19 protein-coding genes are annotated in these 21,537 nt (G+C 66.7%); 13 read left to right on the top strand and 6 right to left on the bottom strand.

Annotated elements, in window-relative coordinates; genetic code table 11:
- The first annotated feature begins 86 nt into the window (after positions 1–86).
- Positions 87–1,124, top strand: a complete 1,038-nt coding sequence (locus tag GS4_RS09455; protein ID WP_007619887.1) for an LLM class F420-dependent oxidoreductase — start codon at positions 87–89, stop codon at positions 1,122–1,124.
- A gap of 190 nt (positions 1,125–1,314) precedes the next feature.
- On the opposite strand, the gene GS4_RS09450 is transcribed toward GS4_RS09455, so the two are convergent.
- Positions 1,315–2,316: a TIGR03617 family F420-dependent LLM class oxidoreductase gene (locus GS4_RS09450; RefSeq protein WP_007619886.1), complete on the bottom strand. Its 1,002-nt coding sequence runs from the start codon at positions 2,314–2,316 to the stop codon at positions 1,315–1,317.
- Positions 2,317–2,352: 36 nt separating this feature from the next.
- Positions 2,353–3,192 (bottom strand): crotonase/enoyl-CoA hydratase family protein, encoded by an 840-nt coding sequence (locus GS4_RS09445; protein ID WP_007619885.1) that lies wholly within the window; start codon positions 3,190–3,192, stop codon positions 2,353–2,355.
- Between the two features lie 66 nt (positions 3,193–3,258).
- On the opposite strand from GS4_RS09445, the gene GS4_RS09440 reads away from it, so the two are divergent.
- A complete protein-coding gene (locus GS4_RS09440; protein WP_007619884.1) occupies positions 3,259–4,956 on the top strand; it encodes an acyl-CoA synthetase in 1,698 nt (565 codons plus the stop codon).
- Between the two features lie 17 nt (positions 4,957–4,973).
- Positions 4,974–6,107 carry an NAD(P)H-dependent flavin oxidoreductase gene (locus GS4_RS09435; protein WP_007619883.1) on the top strand — a complete coding sequence of 378 codons (1,134 nt, stop codon included), beginning with the start codon at positions 4,974–4,976 and terminating at the stop codon, positions 6,105–6,107.
- 610 nt (positions 6,108–6,717) lie between these two features.
- On the opposite strand, the gene GS4_RS09430 is transcribed toward GS4_RS09435, so the two are convergent.
- Genes GS4_RS09430 through GS4_RS09420 form a run of 3 tightly spaced genes read right to left on the bottom strand, consistent with a single transcriptional unit; the run spans position 6,718 to position 10,717 of the window.
- A complete protein-coding gene (locus GS4_RS09430; RefSeq protein ID WP_007619882.1) occupies positions 6,718–8,325 on the bottom strand; it encodes an AMP-binding protein in 1,608 nt (535 codons plus the stop codon).
- Positions 8,322–9,470 (bottom strand): acyl-CoA dehydrogenase family protein, encoded by a 1,149-nt coding sequence (locus GS4_RS09425; RefSeq protein WP_007619881.1) that lies wholly within the window; start codon positions 9,468–9,470, stop codon positions 8,322–8,324. The genes GS4_RS09430 and GS4_RS09425 overlap by 4 nt, the downstream gene beginning before the upstream one ends.
- Before the next feature lie 44 nt (positions 9,471–9,514).
- Positions 9,515–10,717, bottom strand: coding sequence for an acyl-CoA dehydrogenase family protein (locus GS4_RS09420; RefSeq protein WP_040509964.1), 1,203 nt, complete (start codon positions 10,715–10,717; stop codon positions 9,515–9,517).
- A gap of 124 nt (positions 10,718–10,841) precedes the next feature.
- On the opposite strand from GS4_RS09420, the gene GS4_RS09415 reads away from it, so the two are divergent.
- The 10 genes from GS4_RS09415 (at position 10,842) to GS4_RS09370 (ending at position 21,185) form a co-directional block, all read left to right on the top strand.
- Positions 10,842–11,030: a ferredoxin gene (locus GS4_RS09415; RefSeq protein WP_007619879.1), complete on the top strand. Its 189-nt coding sequence runs from the start codon at positions 10,842–10,844 to the stop codon at positions 11,028–11,030.
- A gap of 91 nt (positions 11,031–11,121) precedes the next feature.
- On the top strand, positions 11,122–12,012 hold the full coding sequence (locus GS4_RS09410; RefSeq protein ID WP_007619878.1) for a 3-oxoacyl-ACP reductase: 891 nt from the start codon (positions 11,122–11,124) through the stop codon (positions 12,010–12,012).
- A 58-nt stretch (positions 12,013–12,070) separates the two neighbouring features.
- The gene (locus GS4_RS09405; protein ID WP_007619877.1) at positions 12,071–12,835 is read left to right on the top strand and encodes an MlaE family ABC transporter permease; all 765 of its coding nucleotides are present in this window, start codon (positions 12,071–12,073) and stop codon (positions 12,833–12,835) included.
- A 3-nt stretch (positions 12,836–12,838) separates the two neighbouring features.
- The gene (locus GS4_RS09400; protein WP_007619876.1) at positions 12,839–13,690 is read left to right on the top strand and encodes an MlaE family ABC transporter permease; all 852 of its coding nucleotides are present in this window, start codon (positions 12,839–12,841) and stop codon (positions 13,688–13,690) included.
- 5 nt (positions 13,691–13,695) lie between these two features.
- Positions 13,696–14,874 carry an MCE family protein gene (locus GS4_RS09395; RefSeq protein ID WP_007619875.1) on the top strand — a complete coding sequence of 393 codons (1,179 nt, stop codon included), beginning with the start codon at positions 13,696–13,698 and terminating at the stop codon, positions 14,872–14,874.
- A complete protein-coding gene (locus GS4_RS09390; RefSeq protein ID WP_007619874.1) occupies positions 14,867–15,928 on the top strand; it encodes an MCE family protein in 1,062 nt (353 codons plus the stop codon). Before GS4_RS09395 ends, GS4_RS09390 begins: the two co-directional genes overlap by 8 nt.
- The gene (locus tag GS4_RS09385; RefSeq protein ID WP_040510072.1) at positions 15,925–17,151 is read left to right on the top strand and encodes an MCE family protein; all 1,227 of its coding nucleotides are present in this window, start codon (positions 15,925–15,927) and stop codon (positions 17,149–17,151) included. Before GS4_RS09390 ends, GS4_RS09385 begins: the two co-directional genes overlap by 4 nt.
- 1 nt (position 17,152) lies before the next feature.
- Positions 17,153–18,412, top strand: a complete 1,260-nt coding sequence (locus tag GS4_RS09380) for an MCE family protein (RefSeq protein ID WP_007619872.1) — start codon at positions 17,153–17,155, stop codon at positions 18,410–18,412.
- Positions 18,412–19,764: an MlaD family protein gene (locus GS4_RS09375; RefSeq protein WP_007619871.1), complete on the top strand. Its 1,353-nt coding sequence runs from the start codon at positions 18,412–18,414 to the stop codon at positions 19,762–19,764. The genes GS4_RS09380 and GS4_RS09375 overlap by 1 nt, the downstream gene beginning before the upstream one ends.
- Positions 19,764–21,185, top strand: coding sequence for an MCE family protein (locus GS4_RS09370; protein WP_007619870.1), 1,422 nt, complete (start codon positions 19,764–19,766; stop codon positions 21,183–21,185). The genes GS4_RS09375 and GS4_RS09370 overlap by 1 nt, the downstream gene beginning before the upstream one ends.
- On the opposite strand, the gene GS4_RS09365 is transcribed toward GS4_RS09370, so the two are convergent.
- Positions 21,163–21,507 carry a hypothetical protein gene (locus tag GS4_RS09365; RefSeq protein ID WP_157226561.1) on the bottom strand — a complete coding sequence of 115 codons (345 nt, stop codon included), beginning with the start codon at positions 21,505–21,507 and terminating at the stop codon, positions 21,163–21,165. The two genes, GS4_RS09370 and GS4_RS09365, sit on opposite strands and share 23 nt — an antisense overlap.
- Positions 21,508–21,537 lie beyond the last annotated feature (30 nt).

The raw sequence follows: 21,537 nt of genomic DNA, 5'->3' as shown, positions 1-21,537 counted from the left end.
ATCGAGTAGAACACGTTCTAGTATTGGAAACAAGATGCACGTCACGGACGGTCGCCGACACCCGTGGAGCCGGAGGGAAAGACACTGTGAAGCTCGGACTGCAGCTCGGATACTGGGGTGCCGGCCCCATCGACAACGCGCCGGAACTGATCGCCGCGGCGGAGGAGGCAGGCTTCGATGCCGTGTTCACCGCCGAGTCCTGGGGGTCGGATGCCTACACGCCACTGGCGTGGTGGGGGGCCGCCACCGAACGCGTGAAGCTGGGCACCGCGGTCGCCCAACTCTCGGCTCGTCCGCCGACCTCACTCGCCATGCATGCGCTCACCATCGATCATCTGTCCGGTGGCCGGCACATCATCGGCCTCGGTGTCTCCGGCCCCCAGGTGGTCGAGGGGTGGTACGGGCAACCGTTCGGCAAACCGTTGGCGCGTACGCGCGAGTATGTCCGGGTGGTCCGGGACGTACTCGCGCGCGAGGATCGGGTCACCAACGACGGTGTGCACTACCCGCTGCCGTACCCGGCCGACGCCGCGGGCTCGACCGGACTCGGCAAACCGTTGAAGCCCATCACCCACCCGCTGCGATCGGACATCCCGATCTGGCTCGGTGCGGAGGGCCCGAAGAACGTCGCGCAGACCGCCGAGATCGCCGACGGATGGCTGGCGATCTTCTACAGTCTGGGACTCGCGCCGCAGTACGAGGAGTGGCTGGCGGAGGGCTTCGCGCGACCGGGGGCGCGGCGCACCCGCGACGACTTCGAGGTGGCCGCGTCGGCACAGGTGGTGATCACCGACGACGTCGCCGCAGCGATCGACCGGTACCGACCGTCCACGGCTCTGTACGTCGGCGGGATGGGCGCCAAGGAGAAGAACTTTCACGCGGAGCTCTACCGCCGGATGGGATACGGCGCAGCGGTCGACGAGATCGGCGCGCTGTTCCTGGCCGGACGCAAGGAGGAGGCGCTCGCTGCCGTGCCGGACGAGATGGTGCGGGAGACGATGATCGTCGGGACCGCCGACGAGGTGCGTGCCCAGATCAAACAGTGGGAGGCGGCCGGCGTCTCGATGTTGATGGTCACCGCACGCGACGTCGACACGATCCGACAGCTGGCGACGCTGGTCTGACGCGTCGATCGTGCGCTCGGATCCGTCGATCGTGCGTCCGGACGTGTCGACCGTGCGCTCCTATGCGTCGACCGTGCACTGTCATGCCTCCGCGGTGCACGACCGACGTTGCGGAGCGCACGATGAACGTGTTCGTGCGCACGGTCGACGATCTGGGGCGCACAGTCGACGACGGTGCTGGCGCGCACGGTCAGCTGTCGAGCGCGTCGACGAGTTCACCCATCGTGTCGTCGTCCATCGGGAACGGTTGGTAGAGGCCGAGTTCGGTGGAGACGCCATCTGCGCGTCGGCGCAGGATGCGGCCGACCTCGGTCGGCGTGCCACGGGCAGCGATGGTGTCGAGCAGGTCGTCGTCGATCAGTCGGGCCATGTCGTCCCAGCGCCCCTGTTTCGACAGTGCGTTCAGCTCGGGCTGCAGCTCTCCCCAGCCGTGCAGTTCGAGTACCGGACGGTACGCAGGTGTCGAGCCGTAGAAGCCGAGAAGTCGGCGCGCGGCGTCCTCGGCGATCGCGCGGGACTCGTCGTCCCGGCCGGTCGCCACGATCACCTCCGGGAGGACTGCGAAGTCGGCACGCGTGCGGCCGGATTCGGCGAGACCGGCATCCACCCTGGGCAATACGACCTCACGGACGAAGCGGTCGCTGGTGAAGGGCATGACGAGCAACCCGTCGGCCGTCGATGCCACCGCATGCGTCAGTCGAGGGCCCAGTGCGCCGACGTAGATCGGTGGCGGGCCATACGGATTGGGACCGGGGCGGAAAGTCGGCGTCATCAGACGATGACGGTAGAACTCACCATCGAAATCGAGTCGGGTGCCGTTCTGCCAGGTGTCGAAGATCGCCCGCAACGCTCCGACGAACTCCACCATCCGCGCGACCGGACGGTCGAAATCGGCGCCGTATCGCTTTTCGATCTGCGGTCGGATCTGCGTCCCGAGCCCCAGCGTGAACCGTCCCGAACTCAGCAGGTTGAGATCCCACGCCTGGTGCGCGACATTGATCGGGTTGCGGGGGAAAGCGATGGCCACGTTGGTCATCAGATCGAGATCCCGCACCCCGGACGCCAGCACGAGTGGGGTGAAGACGTCGTGTGGTCCCTCGAAGGTGAACACACCGCCCACCGCGCGGTCGGCGAGAGCCTGCGCCCGTGCGGCGGCGTCCTGCGGACCGAACAGCGCGGTCCAGATCTTCACCGTGGCCTGTCTGCGGTCATCGACATCTGGCCGCGGTCACTCGCCGGTGAAGACAGGCTTCTGCTTCTCGGCGAACGCCTTCGGTCCGATCTTGGCGTCCTTGCTCTTGAAGACGGCGATGCCGAGCTTCGACTCGATCTCGAATGCGTCCAACTCGTGCAGACCTTCGGTGTCCCGGATGGTCTTGAGGATGGCCTGCACCGCGAGTGGGCCGTTCGCGGCGATGGTGTCCGCGATCTCTAGTGCCTTGTCCAGTGCCGAGCCGTCGGGCACCAGGTACCCGATCAGGCCGTACTCCTTGGCCTCGGCTGCGGTGATGTGCCGACCGGTCAGCAGCAGATCGGCCGCGATGGTGTACGGGATCTGGCGAGGGAGTCGGACAGCGCTGCCGCCCAACGGGAACAGACCCCAGCGCGCCTCGGCGACCCCGAATCTGGCGCTCTCGCCGGCAACCCGGATGTCGGTCCCCTGGAGGATCTCGGTGCCGCCGGCGATCGCCGGCCCCTCGACCGCGGCGATCAGCGGCTTGGTCAGACGTCGCCCCTTCAGCAGCGCGGGCAGACTCGCCGGGTTCCAGGTCCCTTGGTCGGCCGTGTCGCCGGGGGAGTTCTTGTTCATCGCCTTCAGGTCCATACCGGCGCAGAACGCGCCGCCGGCCCCGGTCAGGATCGCGACCCGGATGTCGGGGTCGGAGTCGACCTGATCCCAGGCCTCGACCATGATCCGCATCATCTCCGCGGAGAGTGCGTTCCGGGCCTTCGGGCGGTTCATCGTGACGATCAGGACGTGTCCGCGCTTCTCGACGAGGCAGTCGGGGGAGGTGCCGTCGGCGCTCTGGTCGGCGGCAGGAGCAGCGGTGTCGGGGGAGGTCGTCATTGTTCCTCGCGTTCGGACTCGATCGTGCGGCTTGCCCGAAACGATAACACGTTCTAATTTTGTTCCATGGCCTACACGATCGCCGACCTCATCGAGCATGCCGTCGACCTCGTTCCCGACCGCGTGGCACTCGAGTCCGACGGGACCTCGCGCACCTATGCCGAGTTGGAGGCGCGGTCCAACGCGCTCGCCCACAAGCTCCGTGAACTCGGTGTGCAGCCCGGCCAGGCGGTGGGTCTGTACAGCAGGAACACCATCGAGGCGGTCGAGGCGATGGTCGCGATCTTCAAGGCGCGGGCGGTGATGGTCAACGTCAACTTCCGCTACGTCGAGAGCGAGCTCGAGCACATCCTCACCGACTCGCAGATGGTTCTGCTGATCCATGAGCGGCAGTACTCCGACCGGGTGGCGAACGTGTTGCCGAAAGCGCCATCGGTCACCCATCGCATCGTCATCGAGGACGGCGCCGGGAGCGGAGCGAGCGGGCCAGATGGTCACGGCGCCGGGAGCGGAGCGAGCGGGCCAGATGGTCACGGCACGGACATCTCCTCCGGGAACGCGTTGCGCTATGAGGACGTGATCGCGGAGTCGTCGCCTGAGCGGGATTTCGAGGAGCGCTCCGACGACGACCTGTACATGCTCTACACCGGCGGCACGACCGGTAAGCCCAAGGGTGTGGTGTGGCGGCAGGAGGACGTCTGGCGCGTCCTCGGCGGCGGCATCGACTGGTACTCGGGCGATCCCGTTCCCGACGAGTGGCATCTCGCGAGGGTCGGTGCCGAGGGTGGGCAGTTGGTCCGCTTCCCGATCCCGCCGTTCATCCACGGTGGCTCGCAATGGGCCATCTTCCAGTCATTGTTCGGCGGTGGAAAAGCAGTGGTGTACCCCGACTTCGGCGGTCATCGCACCTGGGAGATAGTCGAGCGGCACAAGGTCAACGTCATCTTCATCACCGGAGATGCCATGGGCCGCCCCATGATCGATGCCTTGTTCGAAAAGGACTACGACACGTCTTCGGTCGTGTCGGTCGCATCGTCGGCAGCGCTGTTCTCGCCCAGCGTCAAAGAGCAGTTCCTCGACAAGTTCCCCAACGCCGTGGTCATCGACGCCATCGGGTCGTCGGAGACCGGATTCGGCGGAATGGGTGTGGTGGCCAAGGGAACCGCACACACCGGAGGCCCACGAGTGCAGGCCGACAAGTCGACGCATGTCATCCGCGACGACGGCACACGCGTCGAGCCGGGCAGCGGCGAAGTGGGGGTGCTGGCCCGCACCGGGCACATCCCGCTGCGGTATCACAACGACCCCGAGAAGTCGGCGAAGACGTTCAAGGACTTCGGCGGCGTGCGCTATTCGATTCCCGGCGACTCGGCGCAGGTGGAGGACGACGGCACCATCACGATGCTCGGTCGCGGCTCGGTGTCGATCAACACCGGCGGCGAGAAGGTGTTCCCCGAGGAGGTCGAGGGTGCGCTCAAGGCCCATCCCGACGTCTTCGACACCGTGGTGGTCGGCGTGCCCGATCCGCGGTTCGGGCAACGCGTCGCCGCGGTGATCGCGACCCGAGACGGCCTCAAGCCTCCGCTCGACGAACTCAACGAGGTCGTCCGCAAAGAACTCGCAGGGTACAAGTGCCCGCGCAGCGTCTGGTACGTCGACGAGATCAAACGCTCGCCCGCAGGCAAGCCCAATTACCGCTGGGGCGTGGAGATCACGGAGTCACGCCCCGCTGACGAGGCGCTCGGCGCCCCCACCAAAAGCTGACCAGAGGACAGGACGACATGCGTACAGATCTGACCGAGAAGTTCGGCATTGAATACCCGATCTTCGGCTTCACGCCCTCCGAGCACGTCGCCGCGGCGATCAGCCGGGCCGGTGGCCTCGGCGTGCTGGGCTGCGTGCGTTTCAACGAGCCCGAGGAACTCGACGGCGTCCTGGAGTGGATGCACGAGAACACCGACGGCAAGCCCTTCGGCGTCGACATCGTGATGCCGGCGAAGATCCCGACCGAGGGCAGCAAGGTCGACCTCGACGCGATGATCCCGCCGGAGCATCGTGCCTTCGTCGAGCGCACGCTCGACGACCTGGGCGTCCCGCCGCTGCCGGACGGCGACCGAGTGAACACCGGCGTGCTGGGTTGGTTGCACTCGGTGGCGCGCTCGCACGTCGACGTAGCGATGGAGCACACGCGAAAGTATGGGCAGATCAAGCTGATCGCCAACGCGCTCGGCTCGCCGCCCGAGGACGTCATCCAGATCTCGCACGACAACGGCGTCGCCGTCGCCGCGCTGGCGGGGGCGCGTGAGCACGCGATGCACCACGTCGATGCCGGCGTGGACATCGTCATCGCCCAGGGCCACGAGGGTGGCGGCCACACGGGTGAGGTGACGTCGATGATCCTGTGGCCCGAGTTGGTCGACGCCGTCGGCGACCGGGCGCCGGTGCTGGCCGCCGGCGGTGTGGGCAGCGGTCGGCAGATCGCCGCTGCGCTGGCTCTCGGAGCGCAGGGCGTCTGGATGGGCACCTACTGGCTGACCGCGGCCGAGTACCAGCTGGGGGCGTCGGCGGAGGGTGGCCCGACCGTCATCCAGCAGGCGCTGCTGAAGGCGACCTCGCGCGACACCGTGCGTCGGCGCATCTACTCCGGCAAACCGGCCCGTCTGCTCAAGACCGCATGGACCGACGCGTGGGATGCCGAGAACGCCCCCGAGCCGCTGCCGATGCCACTGCAGAACCTGCTCGTCGGCGATGCTCACGCGCGTATCTCCCAGGCGCACGATCCGTCGGTGGTCGCGATGCCCGCCGGACAGATCGTCGGTCGGCTGAACGCGATCACCCCGGTCGCCGAACTCATCGCCGACCTCGTCAGCGAGTACGAGCAGGCGGTTGCGCGGTTGTCGAAGACTGCCGAGTGAGGTCGGGGGCGGCTGTCTTCTGAGGGCAGGTTCCGGGGTTCGTCTTCGGTGCTGAGTCCGGGACCTGTCGTCTGGGTCTGTTGCCGGGGCCGGGCCTGTCCACAATCTGCCGTCCAGCGGTGGGGCGCGTGCAATATCCACGCGACCCATCGCTGGGCGGCAGTTTTGGGTGAGGGGGTCGGTTTCGGAGCCGGCCGACGCCTCCCCGTTCATCGCCCGAAATCTGTACGTCAGCGCTGAGGCGTTGACGATATGTCGATGGCTCGCCGCTGGTGTACAGATTTCGGGCGGATCGGGGGCGGGGATCGGGGGCGGGGGCCGTTCGCCGGGGTGCCGGGGGATCTGTCCGGGACTCACCGCAATCCGCCCGTCAGCGCGGGGATGCGACCGTATTGGCAGCGGGCGCCATCTGTCGGGTGGGTTCGGTTGGCGCGGGGTGGTTTTCGGGGCGGTTGAACCGTGTCCACAATCTGCCGCGGAGCGCCGGGCCGCGTGCAATATCCACGCGCCCCATCACTGGGCGGCAGTTTTTGGCCGCCCTGGCCGCCCTGGCCGCCCTGGCCGCCCTAGCCGCCCAGGCCAGCCGGACACGCCGGCCGGCCCGAACCACTCACGCCCGAAAGGCGACGAAGTGCTGCGTCCCCGACTCCCGATACCAGGTGAAGGGCGTGTCATCCTGTCGGAGTTCGCGTTTGACGGTCTTGAAGGTGGCGGTGTCGGGCAGGCTGTCGACCAAACGCACCCGATGCGGCCACTGCTTGGGACCCAGGTCGGTCTGCGCGCCGAGGAAGCAGCTGAACTCCTCGGGGTCGATGCCGTCGGTCACCAGGACCGCGGCCACCTCGTCACCGATCTCGACCGGCACCCCGTAGACGGCCGCCTGGCGGACCGCCGGGTGGCGCACCAGGATTCGTTCGATGGGGCCGGTGCCGAGGTTCTCGCCGTCGACGCGCAACCAGTCGCCGAGACGCCCGGCGAAGTGGACGTAGCCGTCGTCGTCGACCCAGCCGAGGTCGCCGGTGTGGTAGATCCCGTCGCGAAGACGGTCGGCCGTCGACGCTTCGTCGCGGTGGTACCCGCTGAACAGGCCGGGTCCCGACAGATTGACGATCTCGCCGATTCGGCCGGACGGCAGACGATCTCCGGTCTCGACGTCGATGATCGCATTCGGTGGTCGCAACGGCCCGAGCGCGTCATCGGGCGTGTCCGGTGTGCGGGTGATGGCCACGCCACCTTCGGTCGACCCGAAGCCGTCCACGACGGTGCATCCGAACCGATCGGCGAATCGTCGACGGTCGCGCGCCGATGCCTCGTTTCCGTAGACGATGCGCAACGGGTTGTCGGCATCGTCGGCACGCTCCTCGGTCGCGAGGATGTAGTTCAGCGGTTTGCCGACGTAGTTGGCATAGGTGACCCCGTGGCGGCGGACGTCGGCGAGGAATGCGCTCGCAGAGAATCGTCGCCGCAGCGCCACGGAAGCTCCGCCGGCCACCGCCACCGACCATCCGGCGATCATCGCGTTGGAGTGGAACATCGGCATCGACAGGTAGACGGTGTCCGATGATCCGATCCCGAAGCGGTCGGCCAACATCCGGCCCGCGCCGGTGAATGTGCGGTGCGTACACCGGACGGCCTTGGGATCACCCGTGGTGCCCGACGTGAAGATGAGCATCAGCAGATCGTCGGGGTCGGCCGTCGGGATGGTCACCGACGATCGGCCCGCCCCGACATTTGCGCCGGCTCCCGGAACCGAATCGACGTCGACTTCAGCCGTGGCGAGCAGCTCCGACCACCGGTCGTCGTCGATGTCGACGATCTGTACCCCGGGCAAGTCGATTCCCGACAACAGGTCCCGAGTGGCGGCTTCCACCACGACCACCTGGCATTCGGCCAGCGCGATGTCGGCGGCCAGCGCGCCACCGCGCCGGGTCGTGTTGAGACCCACCACCACACTCCGTCCGAGGACGGCGGCGACCACGAGATAGCTGAACTCCGGGACGTTCTCGAGCAGTAGCCCGACGTGCGCCGGACGGTCGGGTGCCAGCAAGCCGCGCAGGGCGCGAGCACGGGTGTCCGAGCGGCGCAGGTGTTCTCGCCACGAGACGAAGCCGTTCTCGTGGTAGAGGCCGTTCGTGTCCGACTCCGCGATCGCGGCGAGCAGGCACCCGACGTCGGCCGGGCGTGTGTCGGACCGCGGGTCGGCGGCGGGGTGACTCACACCGGTTGCGCCGCCAGGACCCGACCTATGCGGCGCAAGGTGATCGGCGCGCTTCCGAGCGCGAACTCGTTCTGTTTGGCGCGGAGGAAGTATCGGTGGACCGGATGGCTGGTGTCCAGACCGACGCCGCCGTGCACGTGGACCGCGGTGTGCGCGACGCGGTGGCCTGCCTCGGTGGCCCAGAACTTGGCGGTCTGGATCGCGGTCGCGAGATCACCGTCGACCTCGTCCGGCCCGTCGACCTCGGTGCGCGACAGCAGCCAGGTCGCCTGGGTGGTGGTCAGTTTCAGGCCCTGGGCGTCGATGTACCCGTCGGCCAGGCGTTGGGCGACCGCCTGGAACGATCCGATCGGTTTGCCGAACTGCTCACGCTCGCGGGCGTACTCGGCGGTGAGTTCCAATGCGCGCTGGACCGCACCCGACTGGTCGGCACAGATCGCCAGGGTCAGCCGGTCGGCGACATCGGTGATCGCATCGCTCCCGCCGCTGAGCAGCCGGTCGTCGCCGACGGCGACATCGACGAGCTCGAGTTGCGCCGTCGGTGTCAGTCCGGTCGTCCGGGTGTCGGTGACCGTGACACCCGGATCGTCGGATCGGATGACGACGACGCGCGCACCGTCGGGGCCGATCACGTTGACCAGGAACACATCTGCCGCACTTGCGTAGGGCACGTCGACTTTGGTGCCCGACACGATGTGTCCGCCGTCCCGCGCGGTCAGCGTCGTCGTCGGAGAAGTCGGCTCGACACCGAGGTCCTCCTCGAAGGCGACCGTCAGCACTGTCTCACCGGTGGCGGAGCGCCCCAGGAGCGATGCCCGGAGGTCGGTGTCCGCACGGCGGGCGATGACGGGGGCTGCCGCGATCGCGTGGGGGCCGAAGGGGACACGTGCGAGGACGCGGCCGAGCTGCTCGGCCACGGCGAGGTTCTCGATGGCGGTGAGGTCACCACCGGCGTCACCGAGGTCGGCGGAGGCGAGCTCCAGGCCGAGCAGGCCGGCGGCTCCGAGTTCGCGCCACAGGTCCGCGTCGATCGGTGCCCCGGTGGTCTCGAGCTCGGCGACCCGGTCGGATGTGCTCACCTTGGTGGCGATGTCGCGGGCGAGGGTGGCGACGTCGGTGCCGGTCTCGGGAAGGGTGAAGTCCATGGTCTAGTCCTCGCTGTGGAAGTCCGGATGGGCGATCGTCGGGTTCATCGACGCTGGTGGGGGAGTCCGAGCGCCAGCATCGAGATGATGTCGCGCTGGACCTCGTTGGTGCCACCACCGAAGGTGAGGATCAGCGACGAGCGCTGGAACCGCTCGAGCCGGCCCTGCAGGTGCGCTCCCGGGGACCCCTGACGCAGGGTGGCGGCGGGACCGACCACCTCCATCAGCAGCCGGTAGGCCTCGGTGGCGAACTCGGTGCCGAACACCTTGGTCGCCGACGCGTCGGCCGGACTCGGTGCACCACCGGACGCGGCCGCCGAGGCGATCTTCCAGTTGATGAGCTTGAGGAACTCGACCTTGGCGTGGACCCGGGCGAGGTTGGCCTGCACCCACTCCGCGTCGATCACCCGCTGACCGTCGCCGGTCTTGGTCTGCTGTGCCCAGGCGACCGTCTCACGCAGCGCGGTCTGGATGGGCGCCGCACTGCAGAGCGCCACCCGCTCGTGGTTGAGCTGGTTGGTCACCAGCGGCCAGCCACCGCCCTCCTCGCCGACCCGGGCCGAGACCGGCACCCGCACATCGGAGTAGTAGGTGGCCGACGTGTCCACGCCCGACATCGTGTGCACCGGCGTATAGGAGAAACCCTCGGCGTCGGCAGGCACGATGATCATCGAAATGCCCTTGTGCTTCTTCCCGCCGGGCTCGAGCGAGGTCGGGTCGGTGCGACACGCCAGCCAGATGTAGTCGGCGTACTGGACCAGGCTGGTCCACATCTTCTGACCGTTGATGACGTAGTCGTCACCGTCGCGGATCGCCGTGGTCCGCAGGTTCGCGAGGTCGGTACCCGCGCCGGGCTCCGAATAGCCGATCGAGAAGTGCAGGTCGCCCGCGGCGATCTTCGGGAGGAAGAACGCCTTCTGCTCGTCGGTGCCGTAGTGCATGATCGTCGGCGCCACGGAATTGATGGTCAGGAAGGGGACCGGCGCGCCGGCGATGGCAGCCTCGTCGGTGAAGATGAGCTGGTCCATCATCGACCGATCCTGGCCGCCGTACTCCGTCGGCCAGCCCAGCGCCAGCCAGCCGTCGGCTCCCATCTGGCGGACCACGTCGCGGTATGCGTCGCCCTCGCCGATCTCACCGTCGCCGCCGGTCAGAGCGGCGCGACGCTCGTCGGTCATGAGCTGTCCGAAGTACGTCCGCAGCTCTCGCCGGAGCTCGGCCTGGTGGTCGGTGTAGGCGATGCGCATCGGGGGCTCCGTGACGGTCGAAGGGGTTCGGCGGGGGGCTGCCACTCGCCAACTTCTGAAACACGTTCTAACCTGTTGGACACAGCCCGTCAACTAGCCGCCCTATCCCGTAGGAGGGGTCTGTATGCGAATCAAGGCAGATTTCGACCTGTGCGAGTCCAACGCCATCTGTGTGGGCATGGCCCCCGATGTGTTCGACCTCGACGACAACGACTACCTGGTAATTCTCGCCGAGGAGGTTCCAGAGGGACGTGAGGAGGAGCTGCGCCAGGTGGTGGCCAACTGCCCGAAGTCGGCGCTCTCCCTGGAATGAGACGTAACGACTGAATTCCACACGGAGTTTCGCTCCCGACAGGTAACGTGCTAGAACAAGTTCTAGTTTTGAGATCTCAGGGAGGAACTCGGTGGGTCAGTCTGTGGAAGGTCGGGTCGCGGTCGTCACCGGAGCCGGCGCGGGTCTCGGTCGGGCGGAGGCCATCGGGCTCGCCGCCGAGGGTGCGACGGTCATCGTCAACGACCTCGCCGGCGCGCTCGAGAGCAGCGACGTGATCGACACGATCACCTCGGCGGGTGGCACCGCAGTGCCGGTCGCCGGCGACATCTCCGAGGCATCGACCGCCACCGAGATCCTGCGTACCGCAACCGAAGACCTCGGTGGCCTGCACATCGTCGTGAACAACGCGGGCGTCGTACGCGACCGGATGCTGTTCAACCTCAGCGACGACGACTGGGATCTCGTCATCCGGGTCCACCTGCGCGGGCATTTCCTGCTGACGCGTGATGCCGCCGCGTACTGGCGGTCGGCGTCCAAGGCAGCGGGCGAGCCGGTGTACGGCCGGATCGTCAACACTTCGTCGGAAGCCGGATTGCTCGGACCCGAGGGGCAGGCGAACTACGGCGCGGCCAAGGCGGGTATCACCGCGTTGACGCTGTCGGCGTCCCGAGTGCTCAACCGATACGGGGTGCGTGCGAACGTCATCTGCCCGCGCGCCCGCACGGCGATGACCGCCGATGTGTTCGGTGACGCACCCACCGACGGCGTCGATCCGCTGGCGCCCGAACACGTGGTGCGCTTGGTCACGTTCCTGGCGGGTCCGGGCTCCTCCGACGTCAACGGACAAGTGTTCGTGGTCTACGGTCCACAGGTGATGGTGATGGCCGCGCCGACCGTCGACAAGGTGTTCACAGCCGAGGGTTCGGCATGGGATTCCGATGACCTGAACAAGGCTCTGAGCAGCCACTTCGCCGACCGGGACCCCGGTCGCACTTTCTCAGCAAGCGCGCTGGTCAACTGACCCACTGGTCGTCGTCGTGCGTGATAAGTTCGCGGTGGTCCGGGGGTAAGGAGAGCTGGTGGCAGGCAAGCTGGCTGCGCCTCTGGGAGGCGTCGGGGACTTCGTCGCGCTCGGTGTGGAGTCGGTGCGCGAACTGTTCCGTCGCCCGTTCCAATGGCGCGAGACGACCGAACAGTCGTGGGCCATCGCCCGCGTGTCGATGGTGCCCACGCTTCTCGTGGCGATCCCCTTCACCGTGCTGGTGAGCTTCACCCTCAACATCCTTCTCCGTGAGATCGGCGCCCAGGATCTCTCGGGCGCGGGTGCCGCGCTCGGCACGATCACCCAGATCGGCCCGATCGTCACCGTGCTCATCGTCGCCGGTGCCGGAGCGACCGCGATCTGCGCCGATCTCGGTGCCCGGACCATCCGCGAGGAGATCGACGCGATGAAGGTCCTCGGCATCAACCCGATCCATCGACTCGTGGTTCCCCGGATCGTCGCCTCCACCGGCGTCGCCGTGCTGCTGAACAGTCTCGTCTGCACGATCGGCATCGGCGGCGGCTTCATGTTCTCCGTGTACCTGCAGGATGTGAACCCGGGTGCGTTTGTCGCTAATCTGACGTTGCTCACCGGCTTCGGCGAGCTGATGATCTCCATGGTCAAGGCCGCGCTGTTCGGTCTCTTCGCCGGCTTGGTCGGCTGTTACCAGGGGCTGAACGTCAAGGGAGGCGCGAAGGGTGTCGGTGACGCTGTCAACGAGACCGTCGTGTACTCGTTCATGGCGCTCTTCGTCGTCAACGTCGTGGTCACCGCGGTCGGTCTCAAGGCGACGGCGGGCTGATCGATGGTCCTTCCGTTCACGACCCGACTGCGCACCGCGCGCGTCGCGGTGAAGCGCGCCGGTGAAGACTGGAACCAGATCGGTGACCAGGCGCTGTTCTACTGGGACAGCATCGTCGCGATCCCGCGGGCCCTCCGCCTGTACAAGAAGGAGACGCTCCGGCTGATCGCCGAGATCTCGATGGGCACCGGCGCTCTGGCGATGATCGGCGGCACCGTCGTGGTGGTCGGATTCCTGACGCTGTTCACCGGTGGCACCATCGCCGTCCAGGGCTACAGCTCGCTCGCGAACATCGGCGTCGAGGCGCTGACCGGCTTCTTCTCGGCCTTCATCAACGTCCGCATCGCCGTGCCGGTGATCGCGGGTATCGCGTTGGCCGCCACCATCGGTGCCGGGGCAACGGCCCAGCTCGGCGCCATGCGGGTGAGCGAGGAGATCGACGCCCTGGAGACGATGGCCATCTCCTCCATCCCGTACCTGGTGAGCACGCGCATCGTGGCCGGGCTGGTCGCGATCATCCCGCTGTACGCGCTCGCATCGCTGGCGTCGTTCCTCGCCAGCCGCTTCGCCACGGTCTTCATCTACGGTCAGTCGCCGGGCGTCTACGACCACTACTTCAACACCTTCCTGATCCCGTCCGACATCCTGTGGTCGTTCGTGCAGGCGATCTGTATGGCGGTGGCGGTCATGCTGATCCACACCTACTACGGCTACAACGCCTCGGGTGGTCCGGTCGGCGTCGGTGTCGCGGTCGGCAACGCCGTGCGCGCATCGCTGGTCGTGGTCGTCGTCATCACCCTGCTCACCTCGCTCGCCATCTACGGCGCCGACGGCAAGTTCAACCTGGCGGGGTAGGCGACATGGCAAAGAGACAGGAGCGCAGCACCGCGGTCCGCAAGGTCGCAGCGGTGGTGATGGTCGGCGCGTTGCTCGCGATCATCACGGCGGCGGCCGGACAGTTCCTCGGGTTGTTCGCCGACACCAAGAAGGTGACGCTGCTCGCGCCGCGTGCCGGGCTGGTGATGAACCCCGATGCCAAGGTCAAGCTACGAGGAGTCGAGGTCGGTCGGGTCGGGTCGATCACCGAGAACGGTGACCAGGCGGTGCTCATGCTCGACATGAACACCGACCAACTGGCCGAGATCCCGGGCAACGTCACCGCGGACATCAAGTCCAACACCATCTTCGGCGCCAAGGCCGTCAATCTCGACATCCCGGCGTCGGGTGCGAGCGGTACACTCGCCGGGGGCGACACCATCTCGGCCGATCGAGTGGTCGTCGAGTTGAACACCGTCTACCAACAGCTGGTGTCCGTACTCGCCGATCTCCAGCCCGAGAAACTGAACGCCACGCTCGGCGCGATCACCACCGCCCTGTCCGGCCGCGGTGACGAGGTCGGTCGTGCGCTCGACCAGCTCTCCGATCTCGTCGGACGGACGAATGAGCATCTGCCCGAACTGAACCGATTGATCCGAGAGGCGGCGGGGGCCACCAACGTCTACGCGGACGCGATGCCCGATCTGATGCGGACCGTCGACAACGCGACGGTGCTGGGCAACACCCTGGTGGACAACACCACCAATCTCGACGCCCTGCTGATCAACGCGACGGGGATGGCCAACACCATCAACGGCATCCTCGCGCCCTCCAAGACGACGCTGATCAACGCTCTGTCCAACCTGGATCCGACCGCCCGGTTGCTCGGGTATCAGTCGCCCGGACTCAAATGCTTCATCACGGCCACCGCGGTCGCCGGCGAGATGGCCGCGCCGATCTTCGGTGTGGACACCGGCATGGTCAAGCTCAACGCCGGTCTGCTGCCCGGCAAGGACCCCTACCGCTATCCGGAGGACCTGCCGCTCGTCCGTGCCGACGGCCCGCCGACGTGCGAGGGCGGCCTGACCGACCAGAGCAGCCGCGAGCACGTGCCCTTCTACGTCTCCGACAACGCGCCGCTGCCCTACCAGCCGCGAACCACCCCGAAGTTGAACACCCAGAAGGTCTTCCAGTTGCTGTTCGGAGCACCGCCCCGTGGATAACAGAGCCCGCGCGTTCCGCGCCACCCTGATCAAGCTCGCGGCGTTCACCGTCGTGATGATCCTCGTGTTCGTTGCGCTCGTCGTCGTCTTCAGTCGGTACCGGTCGGGCTCGACGAACGACTACACCGCCGTGTTCACCAGCGCCTCGGCGATGAAATCGGGCAGCAAGGTGAAGATCGCAGGCGTCGAGGTCGGCTCGGTGTCCGGCGTGTCGCTGAACCGTGCGAATGAGGCCGAGGTCGATTTCGACGTGGACGAGAAGTACCCGCTGCCGAAGTCGGTGCGGGCGCTGATCAGGTACGAGAACCTCACCGGTGACCGTTATCTCGAGTTGCAACAGGGCAGCGGGGGAGCAGGTCAGATCCTGGACGACGGGGCGCGTATCCCCATCGCGCAGACCGAGCCCGCACTGGACCTCGACAAACTGCTCGGCGGATTCAAGCCGCTGTTCCGGACCCTGAACCCGAAGGAGGTCAACGAGCTCTCGTCGTCGCTGATCGCCGTCTTCCAGGGGCAGGGCCAGGGGCTTCGTCAGTTGCTCTCGAGCACGTCCGAGTTCACCAACTCGCTGGCCGATCGAGATCAGTTGATCGGACAGGTCATCGACAACCTGAACACCACCCTGGGCACCCTGCAGAAAGATCAGCAGGGCTTCGACACCAGTCTGGACCTGTTGCAGCAGTTGGTCAGTGGCCTGTCGGCCCAGCGGGCGACCATCGGCAGCGCACTGACCGAGACCGCACAACTGACCAACGGGCTGTCGAGCCTGTTGGCCACCACCCGACCCGACATCCAGTCGACCCTGACCAACACCGGCAAGGTCTCGGAAGAGGTGCTCAAGGCCGGACCGTACGTCAGCAGTCTCATCAAGCGGCTACCCGACGACTTCAAGAAGCTCTCGAACCTCGGCAGCTACGGAGCCTGGCTGCAGATCTGGCTGTGCAAGGTCCGGCTGATCTTCACCGGCCCCGGCAACCAGCAGATCCTCTGGACCAACATCGACGCGACGGGTGACAAGACGAACCCGGCGGGGAGGTGTGCACCGCCGCAATGACCGGAGGATTCCGCGGAGTGTTCCGCAGTCAACGCACCGAGTCGGGTGAGGCAGACGCCGCCCGGGAGATCAAGCGCGGCGGTCGGACCCGAGCACAGATCGGCATCATCGGCGTCGTGGTCACCGCGCTCGTCGTGGTGGTCGCACTGCAGATGGACAAGTTGCCGTTCCTGTCGCCGATCAGCACCTACAGCGCCTACTTCGACGATGCGGGCGGTCTCGTGTCGGGCGACGTGGTGACCGTGTCCGGCGTGAATGTCGGCACCGTCGAGGATGTCGGCCTGGCGAGCACCGACACCGGAACCAAGGCGAAGGTCACCTTCCGGATGGCCGACACCGTGGAGATGGGTATCGACACCCAGGCGGCCATCAAGACCGAGACCGTGTTGGGCCGACGCAACCTCACGCTGCTGCCCCACGGACCGGGACGACTCCGTCCCGGCGGTGAGATCGCGAACGAGAACACCGTGTCGCCCTACTCGCTCACCGATGCGCTGGAGGGCGCGACCGACACCCTGGAACAGACCGACACCAAACAGCTCGACACCGCGCTGAACACGTTGTCGATCACGTTCTCCCAGACGCCGGGACAGGTCCGCGGCGCCGTGGACGGGGTCGCCCGCCTGTCGAAGGCCGTCGCCGACCGGGACAACTCGCTGCGTGAGTTGCTGGGCAAGGCGAATCAGGTCAGCTCGATCCTCGGCGACCGCAACAAGCAGATCAATCAGCTACTCGTGGACGCCAACTCGTTGCTCGGCGAGCTGCAGGTACGGCAGCAGGCGATCGCCCAGCTCATCTCGGGTACCCGCGATCTCTCCGCACAGATCAGCGGGTTCATCGCCGACAACAACGCACAGTTGACGCCGGTGCTGACGAAGCTGGACGGCGTGCTCGACATCCTCACCTCCAACGAGAAGAGCCTCAAGGACGCCGTCGACGAGCTCGGTCCGTACGCCAACGTGCTCGGCGAGGCCGTCGCGTCCGGGCCGTACTTCTCCTCGCTGGTCGGCATCCCGACCTTCGGTGACTACACGGCGACCTTCATGAAGGTGTTGCAGCGCAAGTACCCCGAGGTGTGGCGCGCGTTCAACTACACGAACCCGGTGAATCCGGAGGGCTTCAAGCTGGCACCCCGGGTTGACCCCAACAGCCCGATCCGGCCGCCGGCGCCGTCGTACCAGAAGCCGATCCCACCCACCACGAGCCCGCGGTCGGGAGGCTGACATGAGAATCGGCAGACGCGCCGTCGCGACGATCCTCGGCGTCCTCCTCGTGGTCCTGATCGCGGTGGGCGGCTACTTCGGGTTCACCCGCGCCACCACCGACACCGTGACCGCATACTTCCCGTCGGCGACCGGCCTCTACGAGGGCGATCCGGTCCGCGTGCTGGGCGTGAACATCGGTCAGGTCGCGTCGATCACGCCGCGCGAGTCCGACGTCAAGGTCACGTTGCGACTGGACAAGGACACCGCCATCCCGGCGAATGCGAAGGCAGTGGTGGTCGCGCAGAGCCTGGTGTCCGGACGGTTCGTGCAGATGACCCCGGTCTATTCCGGCGGCCCCAAACTGGAACCCGGCGCGGACATCCCGATGGATCGCACGGCCGTCCCGATGGAGTGGGACGACATCAAGGAACAGCTGAGCAAGCTGACCGAAGCGGTCGGTCCGAAGGGGGCCGATCCCGGATCGGCGGCCAAGGCCATCGACGTGTTCGACAAGAACCTGGACGGCAACGGTGCCGCCATCAACGCGTCGATCAAAGAACTCTCGGATGTGCTCGGAACGCTCTCGGCGGGGCGCGGCGACCTGTTCGCGACCATCCGTAGTCTGCAGAAGCTCACCGATGCGTTGTCGGGAAGCCACCAGCAGCTGGTGCAGTTCAACGGCCGGATCGCCTCGGTCAGTTCGGTTCTGGCATCGAGCAGTACCGCTCTCGACGGTGCGCTGCGCAACCTGAACGGCGCCTTGACCGATGTGCAGGGCTTCATCGACAAGAACGGCAAGACGCTCACCACGTCGGTGCAGAAGCTGGCCGACACCACAAAGATCCTGGCCGACAAGGACGAGCAGATCCGCGGGTTGCTGCATTCCGGACCCAATCAGCTGGCGAACTTCTACAACATCTACAACCCGCTCACCGGCTCGCTGTCGGGGATCTTCGGACTCGGTATGGGCGCCAACCTGATCACCCTGCTGTGCGGCACGATGGATGCCAACGACCGTCCCGGACAGAGTCAGGCCGAGGTCGAGAAGTGCGTCGACGTGCTGGCGCCGGTCCTGTCCAGCTTCTCGATGAACTATCCGCCCTTCCTGTTCAACCCGGTCACCGGCCGCAACGCACTGCCGGGGCAGATCCAGTACCAGAACGCCTCGGTCAAAGCCCGTGCCCAGCAGGGCATCCGGGAGAACGACGACCTGACCCGCAAGGACAACAAGGGCAGTCCGCTCGAGAACCTGCTGGTGCCATACGGGGGTGAAGGCTGATGAAGCGTCTCCTCCGAGTGGTCGTCGCATTGGTGGCCGTGCTCGTCGGTGCCACCGCATGTGCGTTCGACGGACTCAACAGCATGCCGATCCCGGGTTCGCAGGGCACCGACAGCGGCGCGTACCAGATCAGCGCGGTCATCCCGACCGCGGCCGGCCTCAACACCAATGCGCCGGTGATGATCGACGACGCCACCGTCGGTTCCGTCGGGACGATCACGGTCGACGACTGGCACGCGAAGGTGGCGATCCGCCTCGACAAGGGAACCTTGGTGCCGCGCGGGTCGCACGTCATGGTCGGGATGACCAGCGTGCTCGGTTCGTCGCACCTCGAGATCGTGCAGCCGGAGAACCCGCAGGGCGGATTCCTCGCCGCCGGGGACCAGATCCCGCTCACCAAGTGCCCTGAGCAGAAGAACATCTCGACGCCGACCGACGTGCCGGCGGTACCCGACATCAACTCCTCGCAGGAGGTCGCGGCGTGCACCTACCCGACGACCGAGCAGGTGCTCAGCTCGTTGTCGGTGGTCCTCAACGGCGGTGGGCTGGCCCAGTTCGGCGACATCGTCCACGAACTCAACGGTGTGTTCGGCGGTCGGCAAGAAGTGATCAGCAAACTGATCCCGCGACTGAACACCCTCGTCGGTGACCTGAATCTGCAGCGCGACAACATCATCTCCGCAATGGAGGGGCTCGACCGGTTGTCGGCGCGGATCAACGAGCAGACCCCGACCGTCGAACGGGCTCTCCAGCAGGGACCGCAGATCCTCCAGTTGCTGGTCGACCAGCGGCAGCACTTCGTGGACACGTTGGCAGCTCTCGGAACTTTGTCGAAGACGACCAACGACATCCTCGACGCCAACGAACAGGACATCAAGACGATCGTCTCGAACCTGGTGCCCGTGCTCGATCAGCTGCAGGCGACCGGACCGGCGCTCACTCAGTCGCTCAACATCTTCCTGACCTTCCCGTTCTACGAGAAGGCGATCCCGAAGATCGTCAAGGGTGACTACCTCAATTCCGAGCTGGTACTCGACGTCTCCTTCGAACGCCTCGGCAAGGGCATTCTGAACTCGGTCGGCCTCACCGGACCGGAGGCGGTGGTCGGGCGACAGGCGGGCGCGGCACGGCGAGGTCTGAACCCCTTCACCTCACCGTTGGATCCGGACGGGATGCGACCACGCTCGCAACCCACACCGGGGCGCGCACCGGCGAGCTCGGCGGTACCGAAAGCCTCGGCGTCCAACCCGTCCGGTGTGAAGCCGTCGGGAACGTCCCGAGCGCCTGCAGCGCAACCGAAGACGACACCGACGAAGCCGTCGGATACGGCACGTGACGGAGGAGGCAACTGATGAAGATCACGCGCTTCGTCCGAATCCAGCTGATCATCTTCGCGATCGTCACGGTGGTGTCGCTGATCGCGATGGCGATCTACTACATCCGCATCCCGGCGATGTTCGGCGTGGGGCGGTACGCGGTGGAGCTCAACCTGCCGAGCAGCGGCGGTCTGTACGAGAACGCCAACGTGAGCTATCGCGGCGTCAACGTCGGCAAGGTCGAGTCGGTACGGCTCACCGACACCGGTGTGGTGGCGAAACTGTCGATCGACAGCACGGCCAAGATCCCGGCCGATTCGCAGGCCGCGGTCCGCAGTGTCTCCGCGATCGGCGAGCAGTTCGTCGAGTTCACCCCGCGGCCGGGAGCCGGGTCGGCGAACCTCTACAACGGGTCGGTCATCGACAGCACCGATGTGCCGGTGGAGATCTCGACGATGCTCGACCAGGCCAACGCGCTGCTGGACAAGGTCGGCGACACCAAGCTGAGGTCGGTGATGGACGAGGCGTTCACCGCGTTCAACGGCACCGGCGAGGATCTGCAGCGGCTGCTGGACTCGATGACCCTGTTCGTCGGTGAGGCCAACAAGAACACCGACGCGACGATCTCGCTCATCCGGCAGGCCGGGCCGCTGTTGGCCACGCAGACCGCGACCGCGGACTCGATCCGATCATGGACGAAAAACGTCACCACCTTCACCGATCAGCTGCGCGCGAATCGTCCGGAGATCACCGACATCCTCGCGAAGGGCCCCGGGGCAGCAGCGGATACACAAGAGCTCTTCGCCTCGATGGACCAGAGCCTTCCGCTGCTGATCGCGAACCTCGGTGTGTCGGCGAAGACCCTGGCGGTCTACCAACCGAACCTCCGGCAGATCGTGGTGACGTATCCGCGACTGATCGCGGCACTCCTCACGGCACTCAACACCGGCAACCCGACGTACGGCGCCAACGTCGACTTCGCGCTGGGCTTCCAGGATCCCGGTACCTGCACGGTCGGCTTCCTGCCCGCGAGCGACTGGCGCTTCGGGTCGGCACAGACGCCGCGGGACATCCCGCCCGGCATGCTGTGTCGGGTCCCGCAGGACTCCAATCTCGCGGTACGCGGTGCGCGCAACTTCCCGTGCGCCGAGTTCCCCGGTCGTCGGGCGCCGACGCCGGAGGAGTGCCGGACGGGGTACAAAGAAGTCAGCGACAACAACAAGCCGTTCCCGAACGGATTGCCCTACGGGCTGAAATGGCAGCCCGCCGGACACGTCACATCGGGGACTCCGTCGAACCACGAAGCCGGCCCGGCCGTGTACGCGACGTCGTACGACCCGGCCACCGGTGACTACATCGGTCCCGACGGGAAGACCTACAACGCGGGTCTCGGAGAGAACTCGCGTGGGAAAGACAGTTCATGGCAGAGCCTGATCAGCCGGACGGTGGAACCGTGACGCCTCCGGGCGCCGACGTCGAGACGGACAGCACGACCGAACCCGTTGCGCCGGCGAAGCGGAGCAGCGCGAAGCCGGTACGGCGAGCGCCCATCGGGCGCGGCCGGCGAACCGGCGGCAAGAACAGCGGGACCGTCCCCTCGACCAAACGGCAGCGATCCGGAAGCGGCGAGTCCTCCGTGGAATCGACGCCGACCGCGGGCACGGAACCGACATCGACCCCGGGTGCCGACAGCGACGCCTCGACAACCGACAGGGCCGCTTCGACAACCGACAGCGTCGGTCCCGACACGTCGGCGGCTCCTGCTTCTGCGGTCGCCACCACCGTTGCGTCCGAGGACGATCCGGCCGC

It is taken from the genome of Gordonia soli NBRC 108243, from assembly GCF_000334455.1.
GTDB classification, from domain to species: domain Bacteria; phylum Actinomycetota; class Actinomycetes; order Mycobacteriales; family Mycobacteriaceae; genus Gordonia; species Gordonia soli.
This window is presented reverse-complemented; position numbering and strand designations above follow the sequence as displayed.

Coding starts and splice junctions, on each gene's coding strand:
- GS4_RS09370 (WP_007619870.1), top strand. CDS start 19,764: ATGAAGATCACGCGCTTCGTCCGAATCCAGCTGATCATCTTCGCGATC.
- GS4_RS09400 (WP_007619876.1), top strand. CDS start 12,839: ATGGTCCTTCCGTTCACGACCCGACTGCGCACCGCGCGCGTCGCGGTG.
- GS4_RS09445 (WP_007619885.1), bottom strand. CDS start 3,192: ATGACGACCTCCCCCGACACCGCTGCTCCTGCCGCCGACCAGAGCGCC.
- GS4_RS09415 (WP_007619879.1), top strand. CDS start 10,842: ATGCGAATCAAGGCAGATTTCGACCTGTGCGAGTCCAACGCCATCTGT.
- GS4_RS09385 (WP_040510072.1), top strand. CDS start 15,925: ATGACCGGAGGATTCCGCGGAGTGTTCCGCAGTCAACGCACCGAGTCG.
- GS4_RS09420 (WP_040509964.1), bottom strand. CDS start 10,717: ATGCGCATCGCCTACACCGACCACCAGGCCGAGCTCCGGCGAGAGCTG.
- GS4_RS09435 (WP_007619883.1), top strand. CDS start 4,974: ATGCGTACAGATCTGACCGAGAAGTTCGGCATTGAATACCCGATCTTC.
- GS4_RS09440 (WP_007619884.1), top strand. CDS start 3,259: ATGGCCTACACGATCGCCGACCTCATCGAGCATGCCGTCGACCTCGTT.
- GS4_RS09380 (WP_007619872.1), top strand. CDS start 17,153: ATGAGAATCGGCAGACGCGCCGTCGCGACGATCCTCGGCGTCCTCCTC.
- GS4_RS09395 (WP_007619875.1), top strand. CDS start 13,696: ATGGCAAAGAGACAGGAGCGCAGCACCGCGGTCCGCAAGGTCGCAGCG.
- GS4_RS09425 (WP_007619881.1), bottom strand. CDS start 9,470: ATGGACTTCACCCTTCCCGAGACCGGCACCGACGTCGCCACCCTCGCC.
- GS4_RS09375 (WP_007619871.1), top strand. CDS start 18,412: ATGAAGCGTCTCCTCCGAGTGGTCGTCGCATTGGTGGCCGTGCTCGTC.